The following is a 12,521-nucleotide window of genomic DNA, read 5'->3' as shown; positions in this document are numbered from 1 at the left end:
TTTCTATGAAGCGTCCTGCCACCAAGACTCTGCGATTGACCCTGGCCGCCGCCGGGCTGGCCTGCGCCGCTGCCTGGACGACACCCTCCCTGGCGGCGGCGTCGCAGCAGAACTGGTGGGTGTACGTGCACAATGACCACGCCCCCGAGATCCGCGAGCTGTTGGCCGCGGGGGCCGACCCCAACGTGCGCTACAAGAACGGGCAGCCGGCGTTGATGCGCGCGGTGGTGGACGGCGCCTGGAAAGTCTTCGATGTGCTGGCGGCCGATCCGCGCACCGACCTGGAAGCGACGAACCCCGCCAACGAGACGGCGCTGATGTACCTGGCGGTGGCGGGCCAGACGGAGCGCGCCCGGCAACTGATCGCGCGGGGCGCCAAGGTCAACCGGCTCGGCTGGACCCCGCTGCACTATGCGGCCTCGAAGGGCCACGTGGAGACGGCGAAGTTGCTGCTGGCGCACCAGGCGATGGTCAATGCGCCGTCGCCGGACGGCACGACGCCTTTCATGATGGCCGGCTTCTCGGGCAGCCGCGACATGGTGCAATTGCTGCTGGACGCCGGCGCCGACGTCACCACGCGCGACCTGAAGGGCAAGAACGCGGCCGACTGGGCCGAAGAGGGCAAGCAGCGCAAGCTGGCGCGCGAGTTGGCCACGCTGATCGCCGAGGCGCAGGCGCGGCGCGAGGCCCAGCGGAGCGGGACGGCGCCGTCCGCCGGACCCGCCGCCGCGGCTCCCGCGCCTGCGCCCGAGCCGGCGTCGCCCGCACCGGTCGAGCCGGCGCAACCCTCGGTTTCAGGCGTCTCGGGCGTGCGCCTCGATACCTACGAATAGCGGGTGAACGCAGTCATGGCAAGACCGAGCGCAGGTAGCGCGCACGGTCGAAATCCTTGAACAGCATCTCCCGGATCTCGCGCTCCGGGCCGGGCGGCGTCGCCTCCAGCAGCGCGTCGGCCAGGCGGCCGGCCTCCGGGGTGTCGGCCAGCAACTGTGCCATGACGTAGTTGGGGTCGCCGGCGGGCCGCGCCCCGCCCGCGGCATAGCGCCGGCCGGCATCGGCATAGCAGTCCAGCGGCGGCGGCACGGGTTGCACGCGCTCGCGCAACAGACACTGCATCATCTTGCGGGACGCCGGCAGATCGGCGTCCGCTACCTGTTGGTAGTCGGCCAGCGCCTGCGGGTAGTCGTGCAAGGCCGTGCGGATGTCGGCGCGCAGCAGCCGGGCTTCGGCGTCGCCGGGCGCTTGCCGCACGGCATCGCTTGCGAGCGCCAGCGCCGCCTGCAGCCGGCCCGGATCTCCCTGGGCGGCGTGGTACGCGGCGCGCGCCTCGGGCAGCGGGTCTGCCGCCGCCAGCGTGCCATGGACGGGCGCCAATGCCGCGGCGACGAGCAGCCAGCCGAGCGGGAGGCCGCGCCGAAGCATGGGCATCAGTTCAGGGCCAGCGGAAAGTCGCGCTCGGTAGTGGCCGGCATGGGCGCGGCCCGGCCGGCGGCGGCGCTGAATACATAGCCGCCGGAAATCACCAGCGTCACCGATTGGCCATGGCGGACCTCGGGCAACTGCCAGCTGGCCGAGCCGACCGGCACGTACTCATCCGACGGCCAGTAGCCGGGCTCGTCGAGCGTCAGGGAATGCGGTTCGCCTGGCGCGCCGTCGATGTCGAGGCGGGCCGACGCGAAGAAGCTGGCCGTGCCTTTATGCATGGCGGCGGTATAGCCCATGGCCGAGACGGTGATGACATTGCCTTGCACGGTGTAGTGGCCGCGCAGGAAATACGAGCCGTTGACCCCCGTGCCTTGCGCGGGCAGGAATGCCAGCTGCCTGATGGTGTAGGGGAACTGGCCGTCCGCGTACTGGGCCGTCTCGCCGGTGCGAGCGGCCAGCACCTTGCCGTTGGCGATCAGTGCCGCCATGTGCTGGGCGGCGCCGGCGGGCGTCTGCGAGCCGGCCAGCGTATAGCCCGGCTCGACCTCGTGGCACAGGCGCATGACCGCCAGGCGATTGCTGTCGTCGTGCATGAACAGCCGCAGCAGGGATTCGGCGCCGGCCCGGTCGGCGCGCCGGCTGGCGCGGCGTGTGCCAGTGGCTTGCCAGGGCGTGAGCGTCAGGGTGTCGTTCGACCGTCGCAATATGACGGACGCGGAATGAAAGCCAGTAGCCATGTGGAGCCTCGTAAGAAGCGGGAAATGAGGACATTCAGGGCAGGGACTTCATTCTATCGACGGTGTATTACAGCGCGGCCTCGGGTGGCAACACGATGTAAGCGGTCGGGATGCCGGCGCAGGACGTCGGCATCCGTGTTTTCCCGGATGATTCTCATAAATCGGGAATGCAGGCATAGAAAATTGAGAAAAAGAGACTAAGCTGCGTCTCCCTACTCGTCATTCGGAGTCCCACCATGCAGGAGCAGGCCATCGCCGGCGGCGCCGACCGGGTGCTTTTCGTGCTGGCCACCTTGGCGCGCCATGACGGGCCGCTGTCGATCGCGGCGCTCGCCGACAAGACCGGCCTGGCGCAAAGCACGCTGTACCGGCAGGTGGCCTTGCTCAAGCGCTGGGGCTTCGTCGCGGAGCAGGGCGGCGAGTATGGCCCGGGTCCGCTGTGCGTCCAGCTGGCCTGGGGGTTCGACCAATCGTCCTTCCTGGTGCAGGAATCGCAGCCCGACATGGCGCGGTTGGCGGCCGAATCCGGCGAGACGGTCGGGCTGCTGGTGGCCATGCGCGACCAGGCCGTGTGCCTGGACATGGTCGAAAGCCAGCACCCGCTGCGCTGCTCGTTCGTGAAAGGCCGGGGGCTGCCGCTGGTGCGCGGCGCCTCGGCGCGTTCGCTGATGGCTTTCATGCCGGCGGCGCGGCTGCACGCGCTGCTGGACGACTTGCAGCGCTCCGGTGCTGATGTCGCCGCGCTGGCGGCCGGCCTCGAGTCGATCCGCGCCGCCGGCTACGCCGTCACGGACGGCGAAGTGGACGCGGGTGTCTGGGGCGTGAGCGTGCCGGTATTCCAGCGCCCGCACCAGGCCGTCGGTTCCATCACGCTGATGGCGCCTTCGACCCGCGCCGCGCTGCGCGCCAGCGCGCTCATCGACATGACAATCGCCGCGGCCCGGCGTATTTCGGGCCGATTGCAAAGCCGCTGATTGCATCCCGCCGTAGTCCAACCGCCGTTCCACGTTTCACATTCTTACTATCCAAGAGGAAACCACATGAAAACTCGCCGCCAATTGCTGACCGCCGCCCTGGTGCTGGGACTGGCCTGGGGCAGCACCCCCGCCCACGCCCAGGACCCGCTGCGCGTGGTCACCGACGCCACCTTCCCGCCCATGGAGTTCGTCAAGGACGGGCAGCGCACCGGCTTCGACATCGAATTGATCGAGGCGCTGGGCAAGGCCATGAACCGCAAGATCGAGTGGATCGACATCGACTTCAAAGGGCTGATCCCGGCGCTGCAGGCCGGACGCGCCGACATGGCGGTCTCGGCCATCTACATCACCGATGCGCGCCGCAACGTGGTGGATTTCACCGACCCGTACTACGCCGGCGGCCTGGTGGTGCTGACGCGCAAGGACGGCCCGGTGAAGACCTTGAAGGATCTGGACGGGCGCAAGGTGTCGGTGCAGGTGGGCACCAAGTCGGTCAATTACCTGAAGGAGCATTATCCGAAGGTGCAGCGCGTGGAAGTCGAGAAGAACCAGGAAATGTTCAACCTGGTGCAGGTCGGCCGCGCCGACGCGGCCGTGACCGGCAAGCCGGCCGCCAAGCTGTTCGCGCAAAGCGCGCCCGGGCTGACCGTGCTGGACGAACAGATCACCACCGAGCAGTACGGGATCGCGGTGGCGAAGAACCAGCCGGAGCTGACCGCCGCGCTGAATGCGGCGCTCAAGCAGCTCAAGGCCGACGGCACGTATGACCGCATCGTCACCAAGTGGTTCGAGGCCGGCGCCAAATGAACCTCGATTTTTCTCCTGTTTTCGCCGACTTCGACGCTTTGCTGCGCGGCGCGGCGGTGACCGTCGAAGTCACCGCCTGCGCGCTGCTGCTGGGCTGCCTGATCGGCCTGCTGGTCGGCGTGGGCCGGCTCAATCCTCAGCGGCGCACGCTGTACGGACTGTGCAGCCTGTACCTGTTGTGCTTCCGTGGCACGCCGCTGCTGGTGCAGCTGTTCATCTGGTTCTTCGGCCTGCCTCAGTTCGGCATCATGCTGCCGGCTTTCGCCTGCGGCGTGCTCGGCCTGGGCATGTATTCGGGCGCCTATGTGTCCGAGATCGTGCGCGGGGCGATCCAGTCGGTAGACCGCGGCCAGACCGAGGCGGCGCGTTCGCTCGGCATGTCCAGCGGCCAGGCGATGCGCATCATCATCCTGCCGCAGGCGGTGGTGCGCATGATCCCGCCGCTGGGCAATGAATTCATTGCCCTCATCAAGAACTCGGCGCTGGTGTCGTTGCTGACGATCCACGACCTGATGCACGAAGGGCAGAAGATCATCAGCGTGTCGTACCGCTCGCTGGAGACGTACCTGGTGATCGCCTTGATCTACCTGGTGCTGACCACGGCGACCACGACGGTTCTGCGCCGGGTCGAGCACCGCCTGCGCGCTGGAGGAATGGTGCAATGAACCAGCAAGAGGAAATGATCCGCATCCGCGGGTTGCGCAAATCGTTCGGCGCCGTGGAGGTGCTGCGCGGCATCGACTTCGATGTGCAGCGTTCGCAGGTCGTGGTGGTGATCGGCCCCAGCGGCTCCGGCAAGAGCACCTTGCTGCGCTGCTGCAACGGACTGGAAGTGGCGCAGGGTGGGACGATCGATATCTGCGGCGAGGCGTTGCTGGACCATGGCAAGCCCATGCCCGAGGCCCGGCTCAACCGCTTGCGCACGCGTGTCGGCATGGTGTTCCAGTCGTTCAATCTGTTCCCGCACCTGTCGGTGCTGGACAACGTCACGGTCGGGCCGCGCACGCTGCGCGGCATGGGACGCGCGGCGGCCGAGGAGCTGGCCGGACAACTGCTGGCCAAGGTCGGCCTGGCGCAGAAGATGCAGGCGATGCCGGCCAGCCTGTCGGGCGGCCAGAAGCAGCGCGTGGCGATTGCCCGCGCGCTGGCGATGGAGCCCGAGGTCATGCTGTTCGACGAGCCGACCTCGGCCCTGGATCCCGAACTGGTGGGCGAAGTGCTGCAGGTCATGAAGGTATTGGCCAAGGAAGGCATGACCATGATGGTCGTGACGCATGAAATGGGCTTCGCGCGTGAAGTGGCCGACGTGGTGGCGGTGATGGACGGCGGCACCATTGTGGAGTCCGGCCCGCCCGACGTGATCTTCACCGCGCCGCGCGAGGCGCGCGCGCGCGCCTTCTTGCAGGCCGTGCTGAGCCCTGCGGCGCAGGGGGCCGCATGAGCGCCGGCCTCGATCGGACCGTCTGGCGCGCCCGCGACGACAGCGGCGAGCGCGGCGATACCCGCCGCCTGGCGCACGTTGTCGCGGCCGCCAGCCAGGGAATCGCGCCGGCCGACCCCGCGCTGATAGGTTTCGCCTGCGATGCCGGCGTGGCGCGCAATCAGGGGCGCACCGGCGCGGCCCAGGCGCCGGCGGCGATTCGCCGCGCGCTGGCCGGGTTGCCGGCGCACCGCTACGAGCGGCTGGTCGACGCGGGCGACGTCGTGTGCGACGACGGCGACCTCGAGGCCGCCCAGGACAGGCTGGCCGCACGGGTCGCCGAGGTGCTCGCGGCCGGTGCGCGCCCGCTGGTGCTGGGGGGCGGCCATGAAGTGGCATGGGGCAGCTTCCAGGGATTGCGCCGGTGGCTGGACCGGCGCGGCGACCGGCAGCCGGTGCTGGTGCTCAACCTGGATGCCCATTTCGACCTGCGCACCGGGCGGCCCGCCAGTTCCGGCACGCCGTTCGACCAGATCGCCGAGCACTGCGCCGCGCACGGCCATGCCTGGCAATACGCCTGCTACGGGGTCTCGCGGCTGGGCAACACCGCGGCCCTGTACGCGCGCGCGGCCGAGATCGGCGCGGCCTGGGTCGAGGACCGCGACCTGCAGGAACGCTTCCTGGACGCCCGCCTGGCCGACCTGGACCGCCTGCTGGCTGCCGCCGGCCACGTCTACCTGACGGTCGATATCGACGTGCTGCCCGCGGCGGTGGCGCCCGGCGTGTCGGCGCCAGCCGCCTATGGCGTCCCGCTGCCGGTGGTGGAAGAGATCGTGCTGCGGGTCAAGCAGAGCGGCAAGCTGCGGCTGGCCGACCTGGCGGAATGCAACCCGGCGTTCGATATCGACCAGCGCACGGCGCGCGTGGCTGCCAGATTGGCTTGGCAATTGCTGTCGCCGTAAGATGGCAGGGCAGGGCCACGCAGAGCCGGTTCTCCATGTTAAGTCCCCATTTAAATTTTTTCAGTTTTAATGGGGACGACATAAATTTTGCTGGCTACAATGACGCCAGTCCAGCCTGGAGATTTCACTCATGTCCGATAAGCCTTCCCATGCTTTGCCGTCGTACCTGGATGCCGAACACCTCGGCCCCTGGGGCATCTACCTGCAGCAAGTCGACCGCGTCACGCCTTACCTGGGACCGCTGGCGCGCTGGGTGGAAACGCTCAAGCGGCCCAAGCGCGCCCTGATCGTGGACGTGCCGATCGAGCTGGACAACGGCAGCATCGCCCACTTCGAAGGCTATCGGGTGCAGCACAACACCTCGCGCGGGCCGGGCAAGGGCGGAGTGCGCTTCCACCAGGATGTCACCCTCTCCGAGGTCATGGCCCTGGCGGCCTGGATGTCGGTGAAGAACGCCGCCGTCAACCTGCCGTATGGCGGCGCCAAGGGCGGTATCCGGGTCGATCCGCGCACGCTCTCGCAAGCCGAGATCGAACGCATGACGCGCCGCTATACCTCCGAGATCGGGGTGATCATCGGGCCGTCGAAAGACATCCCCGCGCCGGACGTGAACACCAACGCCCAGACCATGGCGTGGATGATGGACACGTACTCGATGAACGAGGGGTCCACCGCCACCGGCGTGGTCACCGGCAAGCCGATCGCGCTGGGCGGCAGCCTGGGGCGGGTCGAGGCGACCGGGCGCGGGGTCTTCGTGACCGCCTGCGAAGCCGCGCGCGATTGCAACATCGACGTCTCGCAGGCCCGCGTCACGGTGCAGGGTTTCGGCAACGTGGGCGGCACGGCGGCGCGCCTGTTCCACGAGACCGGCGCGCGGGTCATCGCCGTGCAGGACCACACCGGCACGGTCTACAACCCGGCCGGCCTGGATGTGCACAAGCTGCTTTCGCACGTCTCGCAAAAGGGTGGCGTGGCCGGTTTCAGCGGCGCCGAGGTGCTGGACAACGCGCAGTTCTGGGAGCTCGAGACCGAATTCCTGATCCCGGCCGCCCTGGAAGGCCAGATCAACCAGTCCAACGCCCACAAAGTGCGCGCCAAGATCGTCGTGGAAGGCGCCAACGGCCCGACCACTCCCGAGGCCGATGACGTGCTGCGCGAAAACGGCGTGTACGTGGTGCCCGACGTGCTGGCCAACGCCGGCGGCGTGACGGTCAGCTACTTCGAGTGGGTGCAGGACTTCTCCAGCTTCTTCTGGAGCGAGGAGGAGATCAACCACCGCCTCGAGCGCCTGATGCGCGAGGCCTATGCCGCGGTGTCGCAAATGGCCAAGGAGCACAAGGTGACGTTGCGCACGGCGGCGTTCATCGTCGCCTGCACGCGTATCCTGCAGGCGCGCCAGGTGCGCGGCCTGTATCCCTGACAGGCGCGGCAGGCCGGGCGACGCCCGGCTCGCGGGACATCAGGCGGCCGGAAGGAATTCCGGCCGCAGCACGTTGCGCAGTTCGCTGTACGGGATCAGCAGCTCCGGCTGCCCGTGCGAATACGGCGCGATCGAATAGGCGTCGTATTTCACCACCACGCCTTCGCGCGTCAGCGCGAAATTATTGCTTTCCTGGAACGGCCACATGCGGTCGTAGGCCTGCGGGTCGCGCTGCGCATCTTCATTGCGCGCCAGCCAGGCGCCATGCGCGCGGCGCAGGGCCGCCACGAACGCCGGGCGGGCCCCGGGCTGCAGCGCCTCGTCCAGCGCCAGCACGCGCGCCCGGTCGCGCTGCCAGTTCAGGTACTGGGTGGCGGGAATCCCGTGCGCCGCGCCGGTCAAGTATTGGTCGGTGTGCAACTCGACCGCCACCACATTGCCCACCACGGCCTTGACGCTGGCCTTGAAGATCGTGGCGTCGCGCGGCTGGGCCGTCTGCCAGAAATACTGGGTGTACTGCGACAGCGTGTCGTACGGGCGGGGCCGCTGCGGATCCACGCCCGTCATGTAGGCCAGCACGTGGTCGACCAGTTCGGTCAGTTTCGGTATTTCGGGGAAGGCCACGCTGTCGATCTCGATGCGCGGACATTGGCCTTCGCAGCCGGGCTTGCTTCCCTGCCATTGGATGCGCTCGACCGCCACGCCCGTCACCTGGGCTTCGGTGGCGGTGGGCTGTGGCGTGGAGGAGGGCAGGCTGATGGTGTCGGAGGGCGAGCTGGCGCACCCTGCCAGCAGGGCCAGCGCGGCGCCGGCGGCCAATGTGCGGGTACGGCGCGGCGCGCCGGCCAGGAGATTCGGGATCGGCATCAGGGCACCTGGGCGGTCCATTCCGGGGTGGAGAATTTTTCACGGGCCTGGCGCCGGGCCTGCTCCAGCGTGGCCTCGGCCAGCTGGACAGGCGCCAGCGGCGCCAGGCTCTGGAAGGTCTGCAGCATGCGTTCGATGATGGTGTCGCGCGCCAGGCCGGTCTGGCTGCGGAGCGGATCGACGCGCTTCTTGGCGCTGGTGGTGCCCTTGTCGGACAGCTTCTCGCGGCCGATACGCAGCACCTGCACCATTTTCTCGGCGTCGATGTCGTAGGACATCGTGACGTGGTGCAGCACCGCGCCGGCACGGCGCGCCTGCGCGGCGCCGCCGATCTTGCCGCTTTCCGAGGCGATGTCGTTCAGCGGCTGGTACCAGGCCTTGATGCCGAGGTCGTGCAGGGCGCGGATGACCCAGCCGTCCAGGAATTCGTACGATTGCTGGAAGCTCATGCCTTCCACCAGGGCCTGCGGCACGCTGAGCGAATACGTAATGGTGTTGCCAGGTTCGACGAACATGGCGCCGCCGCCGCTGACGCGCCGCACGACCTGCACGCCGTGGCGGCGCGCGCCGTCCGGATCGACTTCGTTCTTCAGGGATTGGAAGCGGCCGATGACCACCGCGGGGGCCGACCACTCCCAGATGCGCAGCGTGGGCGGACGCAGGCCCGCGCCGACCTCGTCGGTGATGACCGCGTCCAGGGCCATGTGCAGCGCGGGCGGCTGCGGGCCCTCGTGGATGAGCTGCCAGGCGTAGTCGTTCCAGTGGGTGCGGGTCATGCGAGGGCTCTCCGGACCACCACCGCCACCGCCTGCGGCGAAAAGCCGAACAATTCGGCGCCTTGCGGCAGGGCCTGTTGCACGGCCTGGGCCAGGCGCGTTTCGTCGGCATCGGCGGGCAGCCCGCACAGGGCCTGGTTGATGGCGTCGAGCGCCTCGGGCGGTTCGAGGAAGAAATCGCCGCTCAACCGGACATCCGCCAGCCGGCCGCCGGCGACGTCGAGATCCACGACCACCAGCTTGCCGCCAGGTACTTTGTATTCACCATGCATGGCAATGGGACTCCGGTTCAGGCGCCGAGTTCCAGCTTCATGCCTTCGTGCGTGGCAGCGAAGCCGAGCGACTCGTAGAAGCGCCGCGCATCGGCGCGGGCCTTGTCGGTGGTCAGTTGAACCAGGCCGCAGCCCCGTTCGCGGCATTGCGCGATGGCCCATTCGAACAGCGCGCGGCCGGCGCCGGCGCCGCGCTCGGCGGCCGCTATCCGCACGCTTTCGATCTGGCCGCGCCACAGGCCGCGGCGCGACAGCCCCGGGATAAAGCTCAACTGCAGGCAGCCGACCACGGCGCCGTCGCGCTCGGCCACCGCAAGCAACTGGTTGGCGTCGCGCTCGATGGCCTCGAACGCGGCGACATAGCAGGGACTGGCCGGCACGGACGGGTCTTCGCGGCCGCTGCCCAGGATGTCGTCGGCCAGCAATCCCACAATGGCGTCCAGGTCGGCGCCGCGGGCCCGCCGGAAGTGCAGGGGAGCGGAGGACATCGAAGCTTCCTGGGGCATGTCGTCAGCCTACGTTCTTGGCAGTCTGGCCGAACAGGACGCGGCGCGATTCTTCCGTCTGCACCGAGGGCGCGGTGTTGATCGCCGCGGCCTTCTCATAGGCACGCTGCGTGGCGGGCCGGGCCGCGATGGCCTGGAACCAGCGCTGCAGGTGCGGGAAATCGTTGAGGTCCTGGCCCTGGCGCTCATGCGGGACGATCCACGGGTAGGCGGCCATGTCGGCGATGGAATATTCGCCGGCGACGAACTCGCGGTCGGCCAGGCGCTTGTTCAGCACCCCGTACAGGCGGTTGGTTTCATTGACGTAGCGGTCGATGGCGTAGGGAATGCGCTCGGGCGCGTAGGCCGAGAAATGGTGGTTCTGCCCTGCCATGGGGCCGAGGCCGCCCATCTGCCAGAACAGCCACTGCAGCGTCTCGGCCCGGCCGCGCAGGTCCTGCGCGATGAAGCGGCCGGTTTTCTCGGCCAGGTACAGCAGGATGGCGCCGGACTCGAACAAGGGCACCGGCGCGCCGCCGTCGGCGGGCTCCTGGTCGACGATGGCCGGAATGCGGTTGTTCGGCGCGATGGCGAGGAACTCGGGCTTGAACTGGTCGCCCTTGCTGATGTTGACCGGATGGATCCGGTACGGCAGGCCGGCCTCTTCGAGGAACATCGTGATCTTGTGGCCGTTGGGGGTGGTCCAGTAGTAGAGATCGATCATGGCGCAAGTCCTTGAGTGGGCCGTCCGCGGCGGACGGCGGTTCAAGCGGCCATGATAGCGGTTCCCCGCACCCGGCCGGTGCAAGCCCCGCCGGGCGAGGGGGGGCTTTGCCGGCCGTCAGGCGGCGCCCGCTCCCGCATCCGGCCGTGCACGGCGGCCGCCGCGCGCCGGCAGGCGCCAGTTCAGGCTGACCCCGGCGGCCGCAAGCAGGATCAGGCTGACCCCGGCCACCTGCGACAAGGCCAGGCGCTGGCCGTACACCACGAAGTCGAGCACGATGGCGACCGCGGGGTAGATGAAGGCCAGGGCCGCGACCGACGTGGTCGGCAGTTTCTGGATGGCCGAGTACAGCAGGATATAGGTCAGGCTGGTATGCAGCAGGCCGATGGCCACCAGGTAGCCCCATTGCGACGGAGCCGCCGGCAGGGCGCCGAAGTCCACCATGGGCAGCAGCAGCACCGCGCCCAGGCTGACCTGCACCAGCGCCAGCACGTGGGGTGCGATGTGCTTGAGGCGCTTGACGATGATGGAGGTCACGGCGTACAGCGCGCCGGCGCCCAGGGCCAGCGCCAGGCCATGCAGATAGCCGCCGGCCTGCGCCAATTCGGCCGGCTCGATGCGCAGCACCAGCAGCAGGCCGCCGAACGCGATGAGCGACCAAGCCAGCTTGCCCAGCGTGGGCCGCTCGCCCAGAAAGACGGTGCCCAGCGCGATCAGGAAGAACGGCTGGAAGTTGTAGACGGCGGTGGACAATGAAATGGATGCCAGCCGGTAAGCGGAGAACAGCAACACCCAGTTCAGCACGATGGCGGCGCCGGCCGCCAGCGCCCAGGCCAGGGTGGCGCGGGTGAAGATTCCCGGCCGCAGCAGTCCGCGCGCCAGGCAGTAGGCCAGCAAGCCCAGCGCGCCGAACACACAGCGGAAGAACACCACGTTCCACGCGCTCTGGCCAGATTCCAGCACGAATATGCCCACCGTTCCGGAAATGGCCATGGCCGCGGCCATCTGCGCCAGCCCGGTCCGTTCGTTGGTCGTCTTCATCGAAAACTCCTTGCGGTTGCCTCGCCGTACATGGCGATGTCGATGAAGAGAATTATCCCAGGCGATTCTGGTGCATAATATGCATGTTCGACTTAGTTTTTGCTCTCTAGCCTTTCTTTAGGTGGTATTTATGGCAGAAAACCTAAAAAACGAAAACGGCGCACTGGACGGCATCGACCGCCGCCTGGTCGAGCTGCTGACCGCCAATGCGCGTACCACCACGGCCGACCTGGCACGCCAGGTCGGCATGTCGGCGCCAAGCGTGGCCGATCGCCTAAGACGCCTGGAAGAGTCCGGGGTGGTGCGCGGCTACACGCTGGATATCGATCCGGCCGCGCTCGGGTATACGCTCACGGCGATCGTGCGCATTCGTCCGCTGCCCGGACAATTGCGCAAGGTCGAGAAGCTGATCGCGGGTATCGGCGAGTTCGTCGAATGCGACAAGGTCACGGGCGACGACTGCTTCATTGCGCGTCTGCTGCTGAAATCGATCGATCAACTCGACGGCGTGCTGGACCGCGTCACGGAATATGCCGAAACCAACACCGCCATCGTCAAATCCAGCCCCGTGCGGCGCCGGCTGCCACCGCTGCAGGCCCGCTCCTGAC

16 protein-coding genes are annotated in these 12,521 nt (G+C 68.2%); 8 read left to right on the top strand and 8 right to left on the bottom strand.

Annotated elements, in window-relative coordinates; all coding sequences use genetic code 11:
• The first annotated feature begins 5 nt into the window (after positions 1-5).
• Complete coding sequence (locus tag CAL24_RS12020) at positions 6-833, top strand: ankyrin repeat domain-containing protein (RefSeq protein WP_028355995.1); 828 nt, start codon at positions 6-8, stop codon at positions 831-833.
• Between the two features lie 13 nt (positions 834-846).
• Here the strand turns inward: CAL24_RS12020 and CAL24_RS12015 are convergent, their stop codons facing one another.
• Both CAL24_RS12015 and CAL24_RS12010 read right to left on the bottom strand, forming a co-directional pair.
• Positions 847-1,422: a hypothetical protein gene (locus CAL24_RS12015; protein ID WP_141218081.1), complete on the bottom strand. Its 576-nt coding sequence runs from the start codon at positions 1,420-1,422 to the stop codon at positions 847-849.
• 5 nt (positions 1,423-1,427) lie between these two features.
• On the bottom strand, positions 1,428-2,162 hold the full coding sequence (locus tag CAL24_RS12010) for a hypothetical protein (RefSeq protein ID WP_141218080.1): 735 nt from the start codon (positions 2,160-2,162) through the stop codon (positions 1,428-1,430).
• A 236-nt stretch (positions 2,163-2,398) separates the two neighbouring features.
• On the opposite strand from CAL24_RS12010, the gene CAL24_RS12005 reads away from it, so the two are divergent.
• From CAL24_RS12005 to CAL24_RS11980, 6 genes are all read left to right on the top strand, one after another.
• Positions 2,399-3,136, top strand: coding sequence for an IclR family transcriptional regulator (locus CAL24_RS12005; protein WP_094806827.1), 738 nt, complete (start codon positions 2,399-2,401; stop codon positions 3,134-3,136).
• Positions 3,137-3,202: 66 nt separating this feature from the next.
• Positions 3,203-3,946, top strand: a complete 744-nt coding sequence (locus tag CAL24_RS12000) for a transporter substrate-binding domain-containing protein (protein ID WP_028355999.1) — start codon at positions 3,203-3,205, stop codon at positions 3,944-3,946.
• Positions 3,943-4,611, top strand: a complete 669-nt coding sequence (locus tag CAL24_RS11995) for an amino acid ABC transporter permease (RefSeq protein ID WP_028356000.1) — start codon at positions 3,943-3,945, stop codon at positions 4,609-4,611. The genes CAL24_RS12000 and CAL24_RS11995 overlap by 4 nt, the downstream gene beginning before the upstream one ends.
• The gene (locus CAL24_RS11990; protein ID WP_094806826.1) at positions 4,608-5,387 is read left to right on the top strand and encodes an amino acid ABC transporter ATP-binding protein; all 780 of its coding nucleotides are present in this window, start codon (positions 4,608-4,610) and stop codon (positions 5,385-5,387) included. The genes CAL24_RS11995 and CAL24_RS11990 overlap by 4 nt, the downstream gene beginning before the upstream one ends.
• Positions 5,384-6,328 carry a formimidoylglutamase gene (hutG, locus tag CAL24_RS11985; RefSeq protein WP_094806825.1) on the top strand — a complete coding sequence of 315 codons (945 nt, stop codon included), beginning with the start codon at positions 5,384-5,386 and terminating at the stop codon, positions 6,326-6,328. The genes CAL24_RS11990 and hutG overlap by 4 nt, the downstream gene beginning before the upstream one ends.
• Positions 6,329-6,458: 130 nt before the next feature.
• The gene (locus CAL24_RS11980; protein WP_028356003.1) at positions 6,459-7,748 is read left to right on the top strand and encodes a Glu/Leu/Phe/Val family dehydrogenase; all 1,290 of its coding nucleotides are present in this window, start codon (positions 6,459-6,461) and stop codon (positions 7,746-7,748) included.
• A gap of 39 nt (positions 7,749-7,787) precedes the next feature.
• Here CAL24_RS11980 and CAL24_RS11975 read toward each other — a convergent pair whose 3' ends face one another.
• The 6 genes from CAL24_RS11975 to CAL24_RS11950 all read right to left on the bottom strand — a co-directional run bounded on the left by CAL24_RS11975 (position 7,788) and on the right by CAL24_RS11950 (position 11,913).
• On the bottom strand, positions 7,788-8,615 hold the full coding sequence (locus CAL24_RS11975) for an RsiV family protein (protein WP_094806824.1): 828 nt from the start codon (positions 8,613-8,615) through the stop codon (positions 7,788-7,790).
• Entirely contained in the window at positions 8,615-9,391 is a 777-nt protein-coding gene (locus CAL24_RS11970) for a lipoate--protein ligase family protein (protein ID WP_028356005.1), read from the bottom strand. The genes CAL24_RS11975 and CAL24_RS11970 overlap by 1 nt, the downstream gene beginning before the upstream one ends.
• A complete protein-coding gene (locus tag CAL24_RS24225) occupies positions 9,388-9,663 on the bottom strand; it encodes a biotin--protein ligase (RefSeq protein ID WP_094806823.1) in 276 nt (91 codons plus the stop codon). The genes CAL24_RS11970 and CAL24_RS24225 overlap by 4 nt, the downstream gene beginning before the upstream one ends.
• Positions 9,664-9,680: 17 nt before the next feature.
• Positions 9,681-10,151 (bottom strand): GNAT family N-acetyltransferase, encoded by a 471-nt coding sequence (locus CAL24_RS11960; RefSeq protein ID WP_094806822.1) that lies wholly within the window; start codon positions 10,149-10,151, stop codon positions 9,681-9,683.
• A gap of 22 nt (positions 10,152-10,173) precedes the next feature.
• Complete coding sequence (locus tag CAL24_RS11955) at positions 10,174-10,872, bottom strand: glutathione binding-like protein (protein ID WP_028356008.1); 699 nt, start codon at positions 10,870-10,872, stop codon at positions 10,174-10,176.
• Between the two features lie 117 nt (positions 10,873-10,989).
• Positions 10,990-11,913, bottom strand: coding sequence for a DMT family transporter (locus CAL24_RS11950; protein ID WP_028356009.1), 924 nt, complete (start codon positions 11,911-11,913; stop codon positions 10,990-10,992).
• Positions 11,914-12,043: 130 nt separating this feature from the next.
• On the opposite strand from CAL24_RS11950, the gene CAL24_RS11945 reads away from it, so the two are divergent.
• Positions 12,044-12,520: an Lrp/AsnC family transcriptional regulator gene (locus CAL24_RS11945; RefSeq protein ID WP_094806821.1), complete on the top strand. Its 477-nt coding sequence runs from the start codon at positions 12,044-12,046 to the stop codon at positions 12,518-12,520.
• Position 12,521 lies beyond the last annotated feature (1 nt).

This window comes from Bordetella genomosp. 2 (assembly GCF_002261345.1).
Taxonomy (GTDB): domain Bacteria; phylum Pseudomonadota; class Gammaproteobacteria; order Burkholderiales; family Burkholderiaceae_B; genus Bordetella_A.
Note: the sequence above shows the minus strand (reverse complement) of the source record. Positions and strands in the feature narration are given on the sequence as shown.

Excerpts from the sequence above, each read along its gene's own strand:
- CAL24_RS11955 (WP_028356008.1), bottom strand. The coding sequence starts at position 10,872 with ATGATCGATCTCTACTACTGGACCACCCCCAACGGCCACAAGATCACG.
- CAL24_RS11980 (WP_028356003.1), top strand. The coding sequence starts at position 6,459 with ATGTCCGATAAGCCTTCCCATGCTTTGCCGTCGTACCTGGATGCCGAA.
- CAL24_RS11975 (WP_094806824.1), bottom strand. The coding sequence starts at position 8,615 with ATGCCGATCCCGAATCTCCTGGCCGGCGCGCCGCGCCGTACCCGCACA.
- CAL24_RS11990 (WP_094806826.1), top strand. The coding sequence starts at position 4,608 with ATGAACCAGCAAGAGGAAATGATCCGCATCCGCGGGTTGCGCAAATCG.
- hutG (WP_094806825.1), top strand. The coding sequence starts at position 5,384 with ATGAGCGCCGGCCTCGATCGGACCGTCTGGCGCGCCCGCGACGACAGC.
- CAL24_RS11950 (WP_028356009.1), bottom strand. The coding sequence starts at position 11,913 with ATGAAGACGACCAACGAACGGACCGGGCTGGCGCAGATGGCCGCGGCC.
- CAL24_RS12015 (WP_141218081.1), bottom strand. The coding sequence starts at position 1,422 with ATGCTTCGGCGCGGCCTCCCGCTCGGCTGGCTGCTCGTCGCCGCGGCA.
- CAL24_RS12000 (WP_028355999.1), top strand. The coding sequence starts at position 3,203 with ATGAAAACTCGCCGCCAATTGCTGACCGCCGCCCTGGTGCTGGGACTG.
- CAL24_RS11960 (WP_094806822.1), bottom strand. The coding sequence starts at position 10,151 with ATGTCCTCCGCTCCCCTGCACTTCCGGCGGGCCCGCGGCGCCGACCTG.
- CAL24_RS24225 (WP_094806823.1), bottom strand. The coding sequence starts at position 9,663 with ATGCATGGTGAATACAAAGTACCTGGCGGCAAGCTGGTGGTCGTGGAT.
- CAL24_RS11970 (WP_028356005.1), bottom strand. The coding sequence starts at position 9,391 with ATGACCCGCACCCACTGGAACGACTACGCCTGGCAGCTCATCCACGAG.
- CAL24_RS11945 (WP_094806821.1), top strand. The coding sequence starts at position 12,044 with ATGGCAGAAAACCTAAAAAACGAAAACGGCGCACTGGACGGCATCGAC.
- CAL24_RS11995 (WP_028356000.1), top strand. The coding sequence starts at position 3,943 with ATGAACCTCGATTTTTCTCCTGTTTTCGCCGACTTCGACGCTTTGCTG.
- CAL24_RS12020 (WP_028355995.1), top strand. The coding sequence starts at position 6 with ATGAAGCGTCCTGCCACCAAGACTCTGCGATTGACCCTGGCCGCCGCC.
- CAL24_RS12010 (WP_141218080.1), bottom strand. The coding sequence starts at position 2,162 with ATGGCTACTGGCTTTCATTCCGCGTCCGTCATATTGCGACGGTCGAAC.
- CAL24_RS12005 (WP_094806827.1), top strand. The coding sequence starts at position 2,399 with ATGCAGGAGCAGGCCATCGCCGGCGGCGCCGACCGGGTGCTTTTCGTG.